18 protein-coding genes and 2 pseudogenes are annotated in these 14,905 nt (G+C 61.2%); 9 read left to right on the top strand and 11 right to left on the bottom strand.

The features are described from left to right. Window positions 1-273: 273 nt before the first annotated feature. The 4 genes from FNU79_RS19790 to FNU79_RS09670 all read right to left on the bottom strand — a co-directional run bounded on the left by FNU79_RS19790 (window position 274) and on the right by FNU79_RS09670 (window position 3,448). Window positions 274-762, bottom strand: coding sequence for a transposase family protein (locus FNU79_RS19790; RefSeq protein ID WP_143720649.1), 489 nt, complete (start codon window positions 760-762; stop codon window positions 274-276). Window positions 763-956: 194 nt separating this feature from the next. Further along, a complete protein-coding gene (locus FNU79_RS09660; protein WP_185974661.1) occupies window positions 957-1,868 on the bottom strand; it encodes a diacylglycerol/lipid kinase family protein in 912 nt (303 codons plus the stop codon). Between the two features lie 243 nt (window positions 1,869-2,111). Beyond that, a complete protein-coding gene (locus FNU79_RS09665) occupies window positions 2,112-2,561 on the bottom strand; it encodes a phosphatase PAP2 family protein (RefSeq protein WP_185974662.1) in 450 nt (149 codons plus the stop codon). 206 nt (window positions 2,562-2,767) lie between these two features. Continuing rightward, window positions 2,768-3,448 carry a PHP-associated domain-containing protein gene (locus FNU79_RS09670; protein WP_143720652.1) on the bottom strand — a complete coding sequence of 227 codons (681 nt, stop codon included), beginning with the start codon at window positions 3,446-3,448 and terminating at the stop codon, window positions 2,768-2,770. A 705-nt stretch (window positions 3,449-4,153) separates the two neighbouring features. Here FNU79_RS09670 and FNU79_RS09675 point away from each other — a divergent pair. The 3 genes and pseudogenes from FNU79_RS09675 to FNU79_RS19795 all read left to right on the top strand — a co-directional run. After that, window positions 4,154-4,675: an IS5 family transposase gene (locus tag FNU79_RS09675; protein ID WP_225430012.1), complete on the top strand. Its 522-nt coding sequence runs from the start codon at window positions 4,154-4,156 to the stop codon at window positions 4,673-4,675. A 60-nt stretch (window positions 4,676-4,735) separates the two neighbouring features. Next, window positions 4,736-6,169, top strand: coding sequence for an ISL3 family transposase (locus FNU79_RS09680; protein ID WP_143720653.1), 1,434 nt, complete (start codon window positions 4,736-4,738; stop codon window positions 6,167-6,169). Window positions 6,170-6,259: 90 nt separating this feature from the next. Beyond that, window positions 6,260-6,382, top strand: a pseudogene (locus tag FNU79_RS19795) (transposase); the annotation flags it as partial. Here the strand turns inward: FNU79_RS19795 and FNU79_RS09690 are convergent. Then, complete coding sequence (locus tag FNU79_RS09690; protein WP_225430002.1) at window positions 6,341-6,715, bottom strand: HAD family hydrolase; 375 nt, start codon at window positions 6,713-6,715, stop codon at window positions 6,341-6,343. The pseudogene FNU79_RS19795 and the gene FNU79_RS09690 sit on opposite strands and share 42 nt — an antisense overlap. Before the next feature lie 421 nt (window positions 6,716-7,136). Here FNU79_RS09690 and FNU79_RS09695 point away from each other — a divergent pair, with 421 nt between their 5' ends. Beyond that, window positions 7,137-7,646, top strand: coding sequence for a universal stress protein (locus FNU79_RS09695; protein WP_143720656.1), 510 nt, complete (start codon window positions 7,137-7,139; stop codon window positions 7,644-7,646). Between the two features lie 57 nt (window positions 7,647-7,703). On the opposite strand, the pseudogene FNU79_RS09700 reads toward FNU79_RS09695, so the two are convergent. Next, window positions 7,704-7,808 (bottom strand): annotated as a pseudogene (locus FNU79_RS09700) (IS6 family transposase); the annotation flags it as partial. A gap of 116 nt (window positions 7,809-7,924) precedes the next feature. Between FNU79_RS09700 and FNU79_RS09705 the strand changes: the two are divergent. Both FNU79_RS09705 and FNU79_RS19660 read left to right on the top strand, forming a co-directional pair. After that, window positions 7,925-8,239 (top strand): DsrE/DsrF/DrsH-like family protein, encoded by a 315-nt coding sequence (locus FNU79_RS09705; protein ID WP_143720657.1) that lies wholly within the window; start codon window positions 7,925-7,927, stop codon window positions 8,237-8,239. Further along, entirely contained in the window at window positions 8,194-8,340 is a 147-nt protein-coding gene (locus FNU79_RS19660; protein ID WP_263862370.1) for a DsrE/DsrF/DrsH-like family protein, read from the top strand. The genes FNU79_RS09705 and FNU79_RS19660 overlap by 46 nt, the downstream gene beginning before the upstream one ends. 449 nt (window positions 8,341-8,789) lie before the next feature. Here FNU79_RS19660 and FNU79_RS09715 read toward each other — a convergent pair whose 3' ends face one another. Then, a complete protein-coding gene (locus FNU79_RS09715; RefSeq protein WP_143720659.1) occupies window positions 8,790-9,341 on the bottom strand; it encodes a PadR family transcriptional regulator in 552 nt (183 codons plus the stop codon). A gap of 59 nt (window positions 9,342-9,400) precedes the next feature. Between FNU79_RS09715 and FNU79_RS09720 the strand changes: the two genes are divergently transcribed. Together FNU79_RS09720 and FNU79_RS09725 are read left to right on the top strand one after the other, a co-directional pair. Next, entirely contained in the window at window positions 9,401-9,718 is a 318-nt protein-coding gene (locus FNU79_RS09720; protein WP_143720660.1) for an antibiotic biosynthesis monooxygenase family protein, read from the top strand. A 598-nt stretch (window positions 9,719-10,316) separates the two neighbouring features. Then, the gene (locus FNU79_RS09725) at window positions 10,317-10,772 is read left to right on the top strand and encodes a pyridoxamine 5'-phosphate oxidase family protein (RefSeq protein ID WP_143720661.1); all 456 of its coding nucleotides are present in this window, start codon (window positions 10,317-10,319) and stop codon (window positions 10,770-10,772) included. An 18-nt stretch (window positions 10,773-10,790) separates the two neighbouring features. Here the strand turns inward: FNU79_RS09725 and FNU79_RS09730 are convergent, their stop codons facing one another. The 4 genes from FNU79_RS09730 to FNU79_RS09745 are packed head-to-tail and all read right to left on the bottom strand — an operon-like array spanning window position 10,791 to window position 11,698. Then, on the bottom strand, window positions 10,791-10,994 hold the full coding sequence (locus tag FNU79_RS09730) for a rhodanese-like domain-containing protein (protein WP_143720662.1): 204 nt from the start codon (window positions 10,992-10,994) through the stop codon (window positions 10,791-10,793). A 2-nt stretch (window positions 10,995-10,996) separates the two neighbouring features. Further along, a complete protein-coding gene (locus FNU79_RS09735; RefSeq protein WP_143720663.1) occupies window positions 10,997-11,344 on the bottom strand; it encodes a rhodanese-like domain-containing protein in 348 nt (115 codons plus the stop codon). A 1-nt stretch (window position 11,345) separates the two neighbouring features. After that, window positions 11,346-11,552 carry a rhodanese-like domain-containing protein gene (locus FNU79_RS09740; RefSeq protein WP_143720664.1) on the bottom strand — a complete coding sequence of 69 codons (207 nt, stop codon included), beginning with the start codon at window positions 11,550-11,552 and terminating at the stop codon, window positions 11,346-11,348. After that, window positions 11,516-11,698 (bottom strand): hypothetical protein, encoded by a 183-nt coding sequence (locus tag FNU79_RS09745; RefSeq protein WP_143720665.1) that lies wholly within the window; start codon window positions 11,696-11,698, stop codon window positions 11,516-11,518. Before FNU79_RS09745 ends, FNU79_RS09740 begins: the two co-directional genes overlap by 37 nt. Before the next feature lie 324 nt (window positions 11,699-12,022). Between FNU79_RS09745 and FNU79_RS09750 the strand changes: the two genes are divergently transcribed. Beyond that, entirely contained in the window at window positions 12,023-14,878 is a 2,856-nt protein-coding gene (locus tag FNU79_RS09750) for a cation-translocating P-type ATPase (RefSeq protein ID WP_143720666.1), read from the top strand. Window positions 14,879-14,905 lie beyond the last annotated feature (27 nt).

The following is a 14,905-nucleotide window of genomic DNA, read 5'->3' on the forward strand; positions in this document are numbered from 1 at the left end:
TCCTGGCATGAATGCTCCTTCGCGCTGTGATCAGCCTAACGGCTGGTCGGGGCGAAGTGGCTTGGCCGTTGGTCCTCTCTAGGGGGTTCATTCCACTGTACAGATCGGCGTATAGCACACGTTTCCGTTCGAGCGCTTCCTGACTGGATTGCTCTGCTGACGTTGGGCGCAGGGGGCTGTACGATCAGGCAGCATCTCAATGGGCTTTCCTGTGTCCATGTCAATGATCAGCGTGCCGTAGAGCGAGCCCTGTTTCAACGCAAAATCATCGACTCACACATGCTTGACGACCGTCGGCGGTTGAATAGCGGTCATGCAACGCATGACCCGGAGGTCGATGGTTCGGGATCGCTCAACCCCCCAGATCTGACCGACACGCCAACCGGCGCTGGCACCAACCTCGAGGGCCATGTCGTTGAGCGCCGTAATCAGTCGTTGCGTCATACGCGCTGAGCGTGGGGCAATATCGTCAATCCGTTCACAGAAGATATGTTTGGGACATGTTTCTTCTCGGCAGCGAAATCGCCGGACAGACAGCTGAAGGTGAACCACTCGACCCAGGCATGGCAGATCAGTCAACGTACGGTGGTAGTGGCTATGCAGGCTGGACGATGGCGTGTGGCAGCAAGGACATTGAGCCTGTCGCTCGGCTGGCCTTGCGAGGACGATTACCTTTTGTTGCTCTGGGCCGCACTGGAGGTCAGTGATTTCAAGTGTGCCACCTGGGAACAGGACATCGGCGAGTAGAACAGGTTGAGTCATGGTGCTTTAGAACAGCACAGTCAGGTGGCGGTGCACCAAAAGCGTGCAAGAGCCACAAAACCGTAGCAAGATCAAACAGCACAGAGCCATGGGGGAGGGTCTGAACGGGCAGACGTTGAACCCGACAATGACTGCGGCTCCCTGCATGATCAGCAGCAGCAGGAGAAACGTTGGCCATCGGCGCGAGGCTCGGTTCATTTTACGGCACTGTCTGAGGTAGGCACCCAGATTTCCAGAGCCCCCGGCCGTACCTCGATCTCTACAGCCGATTCTCCGAACCTCGGCGCTGTGTCTTCAGAAGGCCAGATTTCTGCGTCCAGATGCACGGGTGTTCCGTCCCAAACGATCCGAAGGTGGGTCACCGGTTGGGAAATTACATTTTTTCGCCGCTCCAGTTGCCCGGCGGCCAAGGCGACCAGGTCGGCGGCCACTGAACCGGCCCCGATGCCTTCGACGATCACCAGTTGCAGGACGCCACTTGACGGAGACGCTTCGGGCGCGAGACGTACGCCGTTGCTGATCGTCGGTGTGTTGACCACTTCAAGGATCAGGCAGTCGGCGTTCAGGGGAGTTTCGCTGAGACCTTCGATCTGACAGGGCACGGCGTGGCGGAGCAGAGTAGCGCCAGTAATGGCGGCCACGCCACGAAGCACACTTTTTGGAGCGTCGGGATCATACCGGTCGAGGAGGTCGGCCAGCATTCCTATGCCGAAGGATTCGAGGAACAGCCGTTCACCCCACGGTCCACGGGCCAGGCCGACATCAAACGGAATCCGTCGTGGCGTGCTGAGGCTCCGAGCGATGTCCAGGGGCGAATAGCCGGTGAGTCCCATTGACCGGGCAATGTTGTTGGATGTTCCTAACGGAATCAAAGCGAGGGCTGGTGCTTTGTCCGGTCGGTTGAGAATCGTACAGGCGACTGCGCGAACCGTTCCATCACCGCCCGCGACCACCACCAGGTCTCCCGGATGCTCTAGGGCAGTGGCCAAGTCTTTTTCACTGTGGGTCACGTGATACTCGGCGTCAAAACCTAGGCCGTGCAAGGCTTCGAGGATGACCTCTGGCGTGACATGCTTGGCTCCGCCTGCCAAACCATTATGAATCAAAGTCGCACGCATGCTCGATCATAGCTGACATAAAACTCTTGAAGCGCATGACTGAACATCGGAATTAGGTACAGGCTGAACACTGTCACGTCAGCGACTGGAAACTGGAAGGAAAATCTCTAGTCAACCGCTAGTTGAATCTGGATACACGGAATTTTCCGTGTATCTACCTTTTTAATCGCGTTCCTATCTATAAGATCAGTTTTCACAGTTAAAATTGAGATCAGTATCTTTTCAGATTTCTCAGGCCCGGTGACGCCCACAGGAAGCTTCTCGTCCTGGGCGTACAATCAGTAAGACCGCGCCGGCCCATTCTGCACCCATCAACCAGCCGCCTAGGACATCGCTAGGATAATGCACTCCCAGGTACAGCCGCGAGAGGCCGACCAGCACCAGGAAGCAGGCACCAGCCACAAGGACCACACGTCGCCACTTGGTCGGCCAGGCCAGCCAGATGCAAGCGGTGATGACCGTAAGCGAAATCAATGCGTGTCCGCTGGGATAACTGAAGTCGGTCTCTGGCGTCAGCACCTTCCACAATTGGGGACGAGCGCGGTGCACGAGCAGTTTGATGAGCGTACTCAGTCCATAAGCGCCGAAAGTCAGTGCAAGGATGATCCAAAAGTCCTGATGTCGCCAGGGCGACCGGCATCTCGGTGCGCTCCACGCGATGATGCCGGTCAGGGGGATCATGCCTCCGAGTCCTCCCAGCACCGTGAAGAGGAGCGCCAACGGGTGCAAACTCGAGGGGGCCAGCGTATGCAGAGTGAGCAGGATCGCATGGTCTACCGGATCCGTTCGGTAAAGACAGACCATCATGGTCAAAACACCTGCCGCCCCGAGCAGCATGGCCAGGACGGCAACAGATTGCCAGGCTCTCCACGGCCGCCGCGTCTGTGTCACTCCCGGGAGGCCACCATGAATCGCTCAGCCCAGACTTTGTTCAGAAAACTGGGAACGGGATGAACCCATCTTCCAGCTACCTCACCCGACCACAACGCTTCCATGAGGTCGTCGGGTCGCTGAATAAGACGGTCAACTGTTTCGATCCAGCCGTCCCCGATCTGCGTGAGAGTATGGGCATCTGAACCCCCCGACACTGGCAGGCGATGCTGCGTCGCCCAAACGGCCGCCACTCGGTTCCAGTGAGGAGCAGAGATTCGGGCGTTGAAGCTCTCTACGATATCGATGTGGTCTGCCAAGCGTTCACGGGCTTCAGAGCGCAATCGGTGCCGTTTGAGTGGGTCGAATCCATGCGGTAAAAGTACCAGTCCTCCCTGGGCATGAATGATCTCGGCGGTTTCTTCGGCGGACAACCCCGCTGGCACCACTTCCTGAAGGAAAAGGCCGATGATTTCTCCTTGGCGGGTACTGATCTCCTCTCCCACGATGATGGAGAGGGTGGCTTCCAGACCTTGATCGCGCACGCTCGCCCGAAGCTGCTGCGCGCCCCAGATCACGTTGTGATCGGTGATGGCCTGCACCCGGACGTTCTGTGATCGGCAACGGTCGGGCATGTCCGTGAGGCGCGTCTGACAGTCGTCGGACGCCTCGGTGTGGCAGTGCAAATCAACGCGCATGAATCTATTCTCCCAGAGGTTCTGACAAGGGTTATGTGGTTGTGTTGCCTTAACTTGGCCTGTGGCAGACGGAGGGCAGGGATGAGTGAAGTTCAGGCCACCCCTGCCGCGACGGTCAACCATGTCTGGAACGCTCGCCGCTGATTGCTTCTTGGGCAGAACGGACGCCCGTGAGGACACCTGCCCGCTTCTTCTTGCTGCAGCGGCAACACTGGTGCGGGAATGCTGGTGGAGATTGGTGATCCGGGCGTGCAACCTCAGGCCAAATTAAGGCAACACAACCCTAGGCATTCAGTGAGCGCACCATATATTCGTGGTTACCATCATGTCTACCCTCACTCGTGCCACGTTCTGCCAAGTAGTGTAGGCCCTCCTTATCGTCGAAGATTTGATACTGCGCTTGCTGGTCAGCAGATGAAACGCCGTGCTTAACAATCCTAACGTTGGTTCCTATTGTAAGCGTCGGGCATTCGGACTCTAGGACTGTGCCAGATCCCAAATCCGTGCCATCGTGAATCTTTACAAGTACGTATTCCATGAATAAATATACTCCTATTTAACCTGACGGCCTGAACCTGGTATGTCAAGTCAGTCAAGAAAAAGATCGTATCTGATTAAAGTGCGTCTGAAAACTCTGTCAGGAGGTCTAGCGCTGTCCTAGCAGTGCGCTGAAGGATGAACAGACAAGCGTACGACACCGACCTAATGGACACCAAATGGCTCATACTTGAATCCTTGTTTCCAGCCCCACAACATATGGGGTGCCCTCGAAGATGGTGGCTGCGAGACATCCTGGACGGCATTTTGTGTGTCATTCATGGTGGAAACGCCTGGCGACTTATGCCACATGATCTGCCGCTTTGGTCGACGGTGTATCACTACCACCGGGTCTGGCGACTCTGGGGTCTTTGGGAGCGTGTTCATACCGTGCTGCGGGAAGATGTAGATGTTCGCACCAGCGCTGGGCGTGATTCCACGCCCAGCGCCACCATCATTAATAGTCAGTCCGTACGGACGACGGGGGCGGAAGGCCCACGAGGGTATGACGGCGGGAAAAAGATTAGTGGGCGCAAGCAGTATACCCTCGTCGATACCTTGGGCTTGGTCATGGGGATCGTAGTGCATCCAGCTGATATTCAAGACCGCGCACGCGTGGTCTTTCTCTCCGACAGGATTCGTAATCGCTTTCCTCGGATGAAGCATGTTTGGGCAGACGCAGTGGAGTGAACCCAAAGCGCAGACCGTCACTTTTGATGATCGTTTCAGAAACCTAGCCTCCAATGGGGTATGGAAAACGAAGTACTTGTAGCGCTCTTTCTGACACATTTCCCTGGATTTCGGCTGGATCACGTGCAAGTCGAAGCCACGGTCGCGGTCGTGGCCACCAGCATCCAACCGACCTCGGGTTATCCAAAGTGTGGCACCTGCAGCTATCGAATTCACAGTCGCTATCGCCGGCATCTGACTGACCTCCCAGTGTGTGGAGCGGCGGTGACGCTAGAACTGGCCGTTCGCCGCTTCGTGTGTCAGAAGCCGCTGTGTCATCGACAGATCTTTTGTGAGCGATTTGTCGATGGCCTCACTGCTTACATCCGTCGGAGTCAACGGGCACGCGCGACCATTCAGCACGTGTCGGTCGTACTCGGCGGTAATGCGGGTGCTGCACTCCTGACCCGGATGCAGCATGACGTCAGTGCGTCCACCGTGCTGCGTGCAGCACGTCTGCTCTCTCCGATTGTGCCACAGGTGCCTGAGGTCATCGGTGTGGATGATTTTGCGTTCCGGCGTGGTCATGTCTACGGAACGGTCATTTTCAGTCTTGAAACATGCAGGCCTATCGATCTCCTTCCGGATCGAAGGGCGAGCACGCTGGCCACCTGGCTCAAACAGCACCCGCACATTAAAATCATCAGTAGAGGCCGTTCGTTGGAGTATGAAAAGGGGATTCGCGAGGGCGCACCGACGGCCCAGCATGTCCTGGATCGTTGGCATGTCCTGAAAAACTGCCGAGAAGCTCTGGAGCGTCAATTAGGCCGCGACCGTACGGCCATTCTTGAGATCTGCCAAGACCAAGTTCCGATGCCGCCGCCCCCACGAACCCAGAGTGAACAGCTTTGCAGGACAGAACATCAGCAACAACGCCAGAAGGTGTTTGGCCAGATTCATGCGCTTTCCAAAGGTGGCCGCAGTCAACGCGCTATTAGCCGAACACTTCACCTGAGTCGGGGCCGGGTTCGAGGTGCCCTGGCGGCCAAGATGCCACCACCGATCGATCGGCGGCAGCGCCTCCCAGGGATCTTGGAGCCATTCTTACCTTACCTTCAACAACGTTTTGGGGAAGGTGAGCAAAACGCCGGGCAACTCCTGCGGGAGTTGCGCGAGCAGGGGTTTCCTGGCTCGCGCAAACGTGTTGCGCAGTGGATACAGATACGCCGTACCACAGCAGCAAAGATTACGCCAGGCCCGTACATCGCGACCGCAGTGAAGAACGGGCCGATCCCACCGTTCGCTGAGACAATGAGCGGTGAGTCAGATCGGGCGTGGACGTTCCAGCACTTGATCTGGGTCATGCTCCGAGATCAGACCAAGCTCGACACCCAAAATCAACATGTGCTCGCGGCCATCAAAGCTCGGTGTGAGGTCGTGAGCATGGCTCACGACCTCACACAAGCGTTCACGCTGTTGATGCGTGAACGCCAGCTGCAGGCAGTCGAACCCTAGTTCCAATCGGTGAAGATGTGCGGTCTGCCAGACTTCGTGACGTTCGCCTGAGGCCTTGAACGCGATGTTGTGGCGCTGAAAGCGGCTCTCCTCCTGCGGTGGTCCAATGGCCCAGTCGAGGGAATTGTCAACAAGATCAAATTAATTAAACGACAGGCGTATGGCCGGGCCTCATTTCAACTCCTGCGACAGCGTGTGTTGATGGCCGTGTGACGAGCGATCATCAAAAGTGACGGTGAACCCCTCTGGGGGGTTCATTCCAGCCTGCGCATTGCGGACGGGGAAGAAGGAGGTGTTTTGCGTCCGTGCTGCCGTCACCACTGCCTGTGCGATGGGGTGTGCGCTGTGGCTTTCCAGCCCGGCGGCCCTGGCCGTTGCCCCCACCTCGTCGTCGGCCACCACACGGGCCACCGTCATCTTCGCCTGTGTCAGCGTGCCGGTCTTGTCGAAGGCGATAGTGTTCACACGGGCCAGGGCGTCCATTGCCGCGCTGCTCTTGAACAGCACGCCGCCGCGCGCCGCCGCCATCGCGCTGAGGCTTTTCATGGGGGACGTCTGATCGCCCCTCGGCGCGCCTGATTCGCTGACCACGCCTACACCCCTGTCCAAGGAGTTCAGACATGACCAGACCACCTGCGGCATCCTGACGCCTCTGCTGATCACTCTGCTCCTGGGGCCTCTACACCATCTGTTCGGCTAAACGCCCGTGCCCGCCTCGCTGGTGGACTGGTCGAAGGAGGTGTCGGAGAAGGCTGGCGGTAATGCTTTGGAAACAGGGGAAAGTCAGGCTGCGGGGTAAGGGCAAGCACCGTCTGAGCTTAAGGCAACGCGTCAGTGCCGCGCCCTGACGGTTCAGGTTCTGACTGGCGTGCTGGCCGAGCGTCTGGAGGCGCAGTTCAGTGGCCCAGCGGGGGTGCTGCGCACCTGATACACACCGCTTGATCTACCCCTGTCCAAGGAGACCCTCATGTTTGACCATATTCTTGTCCCGATTGACGGCAGTCCGCTCAGTGCGCTCGCCCTGCCGGTGGCTGCCGAAATGGCCCGTTGCCATCACAGTACCTTGACCGTGCTGTACGTCGTGCCCCCACCCCCCACGATCTACGGCGAATCCACCTACACTTTCGATAATACGAAAGCCAGCGCACACGCCAAAGCCGAGGGTCAGCGCCTGCTCGAAGACGCCCGCATGTCGATGGGATCGCCTAACATCCGGCTGCTGTGCCTGCAGGGCGGCAACCCACGAACCGCCCAGGCCATCGCCGATGTGGCCGAGCAGCAGCACTGCTCGCTGGTGGTGATGGGCACCCACGGCCGCAGCGGGCTGGATCGTTTCTTCTTAGGCAGCGTCGCCGAGGGCGTCATGCGCCGGGTCGGCGTGCCGGTGCTGCTGGTACGGGAACCGAAGACCACCGCCGCCGCACCGGATAAAGCAGACGAGTCGCACCGCGCCGCCGCCCCGGAGGTGAGCGCATGACCAGTCACCTCCTTCAGCCGATCACGCCCGGCCTGATCCGTGAACCCAACCTGTCCATTCCTGGACATCTCGGTAGCTCAGTGGAAAGCGATGGTATAGCCAGACAGCGTGCTGGATGATGGTTATCGGGAATTGGTGGCGATAGGGCCTGCGGTCAGTCACTGGCCACCACCATACCGACTAACCTGACAGAACCAGGATGACTGCCTGGCTGGCCGGCACCTCAAGAACAACGACCAGAACGTCTCGGTTTGCCTCCCTGCGCCTAACCGCGTGAATTGGCCGACAGTATCCACATCTTCTCCACGTTCTGGGGCCTGGACATCATCAACAAGAAGACCAGCGAGCACCTGAAATTCAGCATGCTGGGTAACACCGCCATGCACATGCCCGAGCTGGGCTACCTTCGCCCGGGCCTGGAACACATGAGCATGCCGCAGGTTATGGCCCAACTGCCCGGCATGACCGCCGTGACCACCAAGATGATGAAAAGCAGATCGCCGATCTGGACATCCCCACCGTGCCGGAATTCCTCGACCTATTGCAGGTGGCAGGCGTTCATATGTGGGCCTGCAAGATGTCCTTTGACATGATGAAAACCATCGAGGCCGACCTACACCCCGGCGTAAAAGCCGTGATCAGCGCCACCGACTTTATGGAAATCAGCGACGGCGCGCAGATGATGTTTATCTGAGACCCTGTCTGAAGCAGGGGTGACCTCCAGCGCCGGGGGGACTTGCCGCAGACCGAACTGGATGGTCACCTTTCAAGCCACTACCGTCAGGCGGCTGAGGCGCTGCTCCCCATGGAAGAGGCCCTCGCTACGCACGCCCCGTTCAGCGGCGACGTCATGTCGGCCGTGTTCCGGGCGTTCTACCGTGCCAGCGAACTCGCCCAGCTCAAGTCTGGAGAACTGGCTATGTTCCGCACCATCGAATGTTCCGCCCCGGCAGTTGGGAGAGGATCCGTGACGCCCTACCGGGCTGGAGCGCTCGACAGCGCCCGCCAGTGGACCGACCTGAACCCCGAGGAACGCCGGCACCGGGCTGTTGTCGCCCCCCAGCACCTCGACGCGGTCGCCCTGTGGTCTCTGGCGGAAGCACACGCGTACCTGTATGGCCTGGGTGTACCGAGAGGGCGTGATCAGGGCGGCGGGTGTGCGGCTTCCAGCTGGATGATGGCCTTGGCCAGCCAATCGCGGTCGGCCCGGGTGAGGACCGCGGCGCGGGCGTGGGCCAGGGTCACGCCCGCGTTGTGCGGATGATCCGGTGGGTGCTGCTGTCGGGCCAGGCGGTCGTTCAGCTCCTTCAGGCGGGCCCGCAGAGCGATCAGCAGGGCCAGCGGCGGCAGGTGATCCATGAACATCAGGGCGATGTTCCCCGGGGCGTACAGCGGGTCGTCCTGGGCCAGTGAGCGGGTCAGCAGGTGCTGAAAGGCGCTGCGGCCAGCGGGGGTCAGGCTGTAGACCTTGCGGCTGGGCCGCTGGCCATGCTGTTCGAGTCGGCTGTGTACCAGCTGGTGCTGTTCCAGCCGGTCGAGCAGCTGGTACGCGGTGGCTTTCTTCAGTTCGATGATGCGGTGGAAGTTGTTTTCGATAAAGTCGTGCAGTTCGTAGCCGTGCCGGTCCTGGGCATGGAGCAGGCCCAGCAGCAGCAGAGCGCGTTCATCGTCGGGGGGAGCGGCAGCCTTGACCATCACCTTCCATCCTACTATAGTAATGATTGACTAATCAGGAATAATTATCAGGAGGTCTTATGTACGTCGTCATGAACCGTCTTCCGATTCCCGCCGGGCACGCGCCTGCCTTCGAACAGATGTTCACTGCCAGCTTCGAGCACATGAAAGGTGTGCCCGGCCTGCAGCGGATCACCCTGCAGCGCCCCAGCAAGCCGGACCAGCCCTACGTCTCCACTATGGAATTTGAGAATGCCGACGCCTTCAGGGCCTGGATGGGCAGCCCCAGCTTCCGCGCCTCCCACGCCGTGCCGGACGGCACGCCTGAAGGAGCCATGGGCCGGGGCAGCGTCATAGAAACTTTCGACACCATCGCCGACCTGAACTTCACCAGCTAACAAACTCGAGTGCTAGGGGGTCGGAGAAGAAGCAAGAAGGCGTACGCTCAGGTATGGGTGGTGCTCTACAGTTGACGTCCAGAAGCTGTCCCTTACAAAGCAAGGGACGAGCACCCTTAGAAGCGGCGGAAGTCCTGGATCACCAACGTCAAAGAAGTGACCCTCTTGCGCGTTTTAGCCTCGAACGCCCGGGAAACCCCGTTTAGAGTTCGCACCTAACGGATGACCACGAACTACTCGCGCGAAATCAATATTTTCAGGTTGTAGCGATGAACCTTGGTGCTCATAATATCGCGGTGGGGTACTCCTGCGAACTCGTCCCAGACAGTAAAATTTCCAGGGTGTATGCGGGCGCTTGAGGCTGCAACGCGCAGAACGAACCAGCATCAAGCGTTTCAGACGTGGTTCGCCGTTGCGGCAAGGATAGTCTGAAGGGTTGTATTGCTTTAACCGGTGAGCGCCACATGGCCGTGACCATTCCGGAAGGGTCGGCACGGCCTCCCTCTGGCGCACAGATGCGGGGGATAGATATCAAACGCCGCATCCATTCCCTGCCTGTCCGCACCGGTCAGCACAGGATGAACAGGAGGAAACGAGTATGATCGGGACGCTGAACGGGCCGCAGATTGAGCGGCTGCTCCACTCGGAAATGATTGGTAGGATCGGCTGCCACGCGCAGGGGCGCACTTACGTCGTTCCCGTCACGTACGTGTATGAGGACGGCGTCATCTACGGCCACACGCGAGAGGGCCAGAAAGTCCAGATGATGCGAGAGAACCCTGAGGTTTGCTTCGAGGTCGACCACCTGGACGGCCTCTCGAACTGGCAGAGTGTCATCTGCCAGGGGCACTTCGAGGAACTGGCGGGCGAGGACGCGGCCCACGCCATGCAACGCCTGCTCGACCGCCTGATGCCGGTGGTCGTGAACGAGAGCAGCCACCCGCATGGATCGCTGGCCGCCGGTTCCACCAGCGGTCACGGCGCTCCTGGGACGGGTGCTGTAAGGTACGGCATCCGTGTGGCAGAAATGACTGGCCGCTATGAGAAGACCTGACGGTGGGATTGTGTTGCCTTAACTGGCTCCATGACAGAACGGGGCAGAGGTGTCCTGTGGTTCGGTACATCTCAGGTCTACACCAAGTCCGAGCTCGCCGAGGGGAATATTGACCGGGCCGGGAAGATGTCCTCCTAGGTACTCCTGCGGCTCACGAACGTCAATGATCCGTGCGCCGCGTTTGAGCCACTCGCCGACTTCATTGGGAAAGATGTCGTGCATGCTCAGCCCTGCTTCACGGGAAGGCCCGCACTCTTCCAGGCGGTGATGCCGCCGGACAGGTTCCGGGCGTCGTAGCCCTGGGTCTTAAGCTGCCGGGCCGCGATTCCCGAACGGTGGCCGCTGGCGCACTGGCAGACGATGACCTGATCCATCGGCAGGCTGTCGAGCTGACCCGCCAGCTGCTCAACGGGGAGGTGCTTGCTGCCGGGGACCCAGAGGGTCTGCCGCTCCGCCTTCGAGCGCACGTCCAGCAGCAGTGCGCCGCTGCTCAGCAGCTTGTGTGTCTCGGCGGCAGACACGGTGGTGCTGCCGGTCCCACCACCCAGCAGCCCTCTCAACCAGGCCACCATGTCAGGCCACCGCCCCGGACTGACAGGCCCAGGCGTCGTAGCCACCGTCCAGTTCGGCGACGTTCTCAAAGCCCTCGGCCCGCAGCAGGCTCACGGCGGCGGCACTCCTGCTGCCATCCTGGCAATACACCAGCACCGGCTGGTCACGGGGCAGTTCCGAGACGTGGGTCATCAGGCGGCCCGCGTGCAGTTGGTGGGCGTCCGGCAGATGCCCGGTGTCGTATTCGCCCGAACGTCGAGAAGATACGCCCGGTCCAGGTCAGGCCGCTGCTCCACCGGAACCGCCGCGTGTGGTTCCAGACTCAGCCCTTCGAACGAGGCCACGAAGCCCACCACCCGGTCCACGCCGACCATCTAGAGGCAGCGTCTCAACGCCTCCGCCTGCTCCGCGCTCCGGGCATAAAGGACGTCGCCTTGATGTCACTTCTCACGGATCACCCGACCTGCGCCGGACCAGCCCAGTTTTTGGAGAACCTATGCCGCCCACAGCCCTTGTCCGCCCGACCGCCGACGACACGCTTCAGCTGATTCAGAGCGACCACGTTGGTGGCCCAGAGCTGAGACCTGCTGAGCGCCGTCCAAGCGCGAAGAACGTCAGCAGCGTCCGGTTGAAACCCGCCCCGAGGGCGACTCATCCAGATGTTGCTTTACCGCTGCGCCCTAAGTGGCCGGACCGACATGACTGACCGTGGTACTCCGAGGGTGGCCAGCAGGCCTGAACAGCAGCTTGTTGATCCCTCCCGCCTGACCACCGAACAGGTGGGCCAGGCACAGCACGTCGACCCGGCACAGGGTCTCAGTGATGCTGAGGCGCTGATTCGGCTGGCTCGGCTCGGCCCCAACGAACTGGAGGCCGAGCCGCCCATTCCCGCGTGGCGGCGCGTCTTGGCGCAGTTCCAGGACGCGCTGGTGATCCTGCTGCTGGTCGCCACAGCCATCTCGGTCGGTGTGTGGCTGTACGAGCGCGGCACCGCCTTGCCCTACGAGGCGCTGGCGATCTTCGCCATCGTGCTGATCAACGCTGTGCTGGGCTACGTGCAGGAGGGGCGGGCCGAGCAGGCAGTGGCGGCCCTGCGCACCATGTCGGCGGCGAACGCGCGGGTGCTGCGCAGCGGTGAGCTCCGCTCGGTGCCCGCCCGCGAGGTGGTGCCCGGCGACGTGCTGTCGCTGGAGGAGGGCGACACGCTGCCCGCCGACGCCCGACTGACGCAGGCGGTGGCCCTGCGGACGCTGGAAGCGGCGCTGACGGGTGAGAGTCTGCCCACAGAGAAGGACACCCAGCCACTAGAAGAGGCCGTGAGCGCGCTAGGCGACCGTCACAACATGGTGTTCTCAGGCACCGCCGTGAGTAGCGGCAGAGGCCGGGCTATCGTGACTGCCACGGGCATGGACACTGAAATAGGACGAATCGCCGGATTGCTGAAACGCACCGCAGCCGAAGCGACTCCACTGCAACAGGAGCTCGACCGTACCGGCCGGACGCTGGGACTGGCCGTGCTGGTGATCGCCGTGGTGATGATCGTGACCATAGGGCTGGTTGACGGTGTGCGCGACTTCTCCGGCTTCGTGGACGTGCTGATCCTGGGCGTGGCTCTGGCCGTCGCAGCGGTGCCCGAGGGCCTGCCCGCCATCACGTCGGTGGTGCTGGCCCTCGGCACCCAGCGCATGGCCAAGCACCACGCCATCGTGCGTCGCCTGCCAGCCGTCGAGACCCTCGGGTCGGCCAGTGTGATTGCCTCGGACAAGACCGGCACGCTGACCCGCAACGAAATGACGGTCCGGGTGGTCGTGACGGCCAGCGGCGTGACCGACCTCTCCGGCAGCGGCTATGGGCCGAAAGGCGACCTGAGCACCACTGGGAGGCCACTGGGCCGGGGCTTCCAGCGCGAGGAAGTGGAGCGGGTGCTGGTCGGGGCCGCCCTCGCCAACAACGCGGCGGTGCAGCAGCAAGGCGGACGCTGGAGTATTCAGGGTGACCCCACTGAGGGGGCCCTGATCGTGGCGGCGCACAAGGCGGGCTTCACCTCGGAGAGGCTCCAGGCCCGCTTCGTCCGGGTGGCCGAGGTGCCCTTCTCCTCCGAGCGTAAACGGATAAGCACCGTGCATACGGACGCCAGACAGCCCGGCAAGCTGACCCTGTTCAGCAAAGGAGCGCCCAACGTGCTGCTGGAGCGCTGCACAGCCGAACTGATCGGCACTAGAGCACACCCACTGAGTGAAAAGCGCCGCGCGGCCATCCGCGCCGCAAACGAGGCACTGGCGGCCCAGGCACTGCGGACGCTCGGCGTGGCGACCCGCACGCTGCCGGGGAACGCCCTTCACCGCGAGGCCACCGAAGCCCTGGAGAGCGAACTGGTGTTCCTTGGCCTGATCGGCATGATCGACCCGCCGCGCACCGAAGCCAGAGACGCTGTGGCCCGGGCACGCCAGGCTGGCATCCGCCCAATGATGATCACCGGCGACCATCCCAGCACGGCGGTGGCCATCGCTACCGAACTGGGTATCGTGCAGGCAGGCGCGCAGGCCATGACCGGCGCGGAACTCTCGCAGCTATCCGATCTCGAGTTGGAACGGGTGGTGCAAGAGATCAGCGTCTACGCGCGGGTCGATCCTGAGCACAAACTGCGGATTGTGCAGGCCCTGCAACGCGGCGGGGAGGTCGTGGCCATGACTGGCGACGGCGTCAACGACGCGCCCGCCCTTCGGGCAGCCGATATCGGCGTGGCCATGGGAATCACCGGTACCGACGTGTCCAAGGAAGCCGCCGACATGGTGCTGACCGACGATAACTTCGCCACCATCGTTGCGGCAATCGAGGAGGGACGCGGCATCTTTGACAACATCCAAAAATTCCTGCGCTATCTGCTGTCATCGAACCTGGGCGAGGTCATGACCATGTTCTTCGGCGTGGTCTTCGCCTCCCTTCTCGGGCTGGTGGGCGGGCCGGGCGAGGTCGCGCTGCCGCTGCTGGCGACCCAGCTCCTCTGGATCAACTTGGTGACCGACGGTGCCCCCGCTCTGGCGCTGGGCCTCGGTCACGCCGACCCTGACGTGATGACTCGCCCGCCACGCCCCAAAGCCCAGGGGGTGATCACCCCCGAGATGTGGCGCGGCATCGTCTTTGTTGGCCTCATCGTTGCGGTGGGCACCTTGGGCGTGCTTGACGCCTCGCTACCTGGCGGGTTGATCACGGGCACAGGTACGCTGACCTTTGCCCGCACCATGGCCTTCACCACCCTGATGCTCTTCCAGCTCTTCAACGTTTTCAGTGCCCGCTCGGACACCCGCAGCGCCTTTCATGGCCTGTTCCGCAACCGCTGGCTGTGGGGCGCGGTGGCGCTCTCGTTGGGGCTGCACGCGCTGGTTCTGTATCTTCACCCGCTGCAACAGGCCTTCGGGACGACCGCCCTAGGTTGGAATGATTGGCTGGTGTGCACGGCCGTGGCCTCATCGGTGCTGTGGCTGCGTGAACTGACCAAACTCGTCAAGCGCAGCTGGACGCGGGGAGTGCTCGCCATTCGTCAGCAAGGGTGAGCAGGATGCGTTCAAGCATCTCTTCTC

This window comes from Deinococcus detaillensis (assembly GCF_007280555.1).
In the GTDB taxonomy this organism is placed as follows: Bacteria; Deinococcota; Deinococci; order Deinococcales; family Deinococcaceae; genus Deinococcus; species Deinococcus detaillensis.

What these genes read in the sequence shown, in the direction of transcription:
- FNU79_RS19790 (WP_143720649.1), bottom strand. Translation starts at nt 762, where the DNA reads ATGACTCAACCTGTTCTACTCGCCGATGTCCTGTTCCCAGGTGGCACA.
- FNU79_RS09665 (WP_185974662.1), bottom strand. Translation starts at nt 2,561, where the DNA reads ATGATCCCCCTGACCGGCATCATCGCGTGGAGCGCACCGAGATGCCGG.
- FNU79_RS09670 (WP_143720652.1), bottom strand. Translation starts at nt 3,448, where the DNA reads ATGCGCGTTGATTTGCACTGCCACACCGAGGCGTCCGACGACTGTCAG.
- FNU79_RS09675 (WP_225430012.1), top strand. Translation starts at nt 4,154, where the DNA reads ATGGACACCAAATGGCTCATACTTGAATCCTTGTTTCCAGCCCCACAA.
- FNU79_RS09680 (WP_143720653.1), top strand. Translation starts at nt 4,736, where the DNA reads ATGGAAAACGAAGTACTTGTAGCGCTCTTTCTGACACATTTCCCTGGA.
- FNU79_RS09690 (WP_225430002.1), bottom strand. Translation starts at nt 6,715, where the DNA reads ATGAAAAGCCTCAGCGCGATGGCGGCGGCGCGCGGCGGCGTGCTGTTC.
- FNU79_RS09695 (WP_143720656.1), top strand. Translation starts at nt 7,137, where the DNA reads ATGTTTGACCATATTCTTGTCCCGATTGACGGCAGTCCGCTCAGTGCG.
- FNU79_RS09715 (WP_143720659.1), bottom strand. Translation starts at nt 9,341, where the DNA reads ATGGTCAAGGCTGCCGCTCCCCCCGACGATGAACGCGCTCTGCTGCTG.
- FNU79_RS09720 (WP_143720660.1), top strand. Translation starts at nt 9,401, where the DNA reads ATGTACGTCGTCATGAACCGTCTTCCGATTCCCGCCGGGCACGCGCCT.
- FNU79_RS09725 (WP_143720661.1), top strand. Translation starts at nt 10,317, where the DNA reads ATGATCGGGACGCTGAACGGGCCGCAGATTGAGCGGCTGCTCCACTCG.
- FNU79_RS09730 (WP_143720662.1), bottom strand. Translation starts at nt 10,994, where the DNA reads ATGCACGACATCTTTCCCAATGAAGTCGGCGAGTGGCTCAAACGCGGC.
- FNU79_RS09735 (WP_143720663.1), bottom strand. Translation starts at nt 11,344, where the DNA reads ATGGTGGCCTGGTTGAGAGGGCTGCTGGGTGGTGGGACCGGCAGCACC.
- FNU79_RS09745 (WP_143720665.1), bottom strand. Translation starts at nt 11,698, where the DNA reads ATGGTCGGCGTGGACCGGGTGGTGGGCTTCGTGGCCTCGTTCGAAGGG.
- FNU79_RS09750 (WP_143720666.1), top strand. Translation starts at nt 12,023, where the DNA reads ATGACTGACCGTGGTACTCCGAGGGTGGCCAGCAGGCCTGAACAGCAG.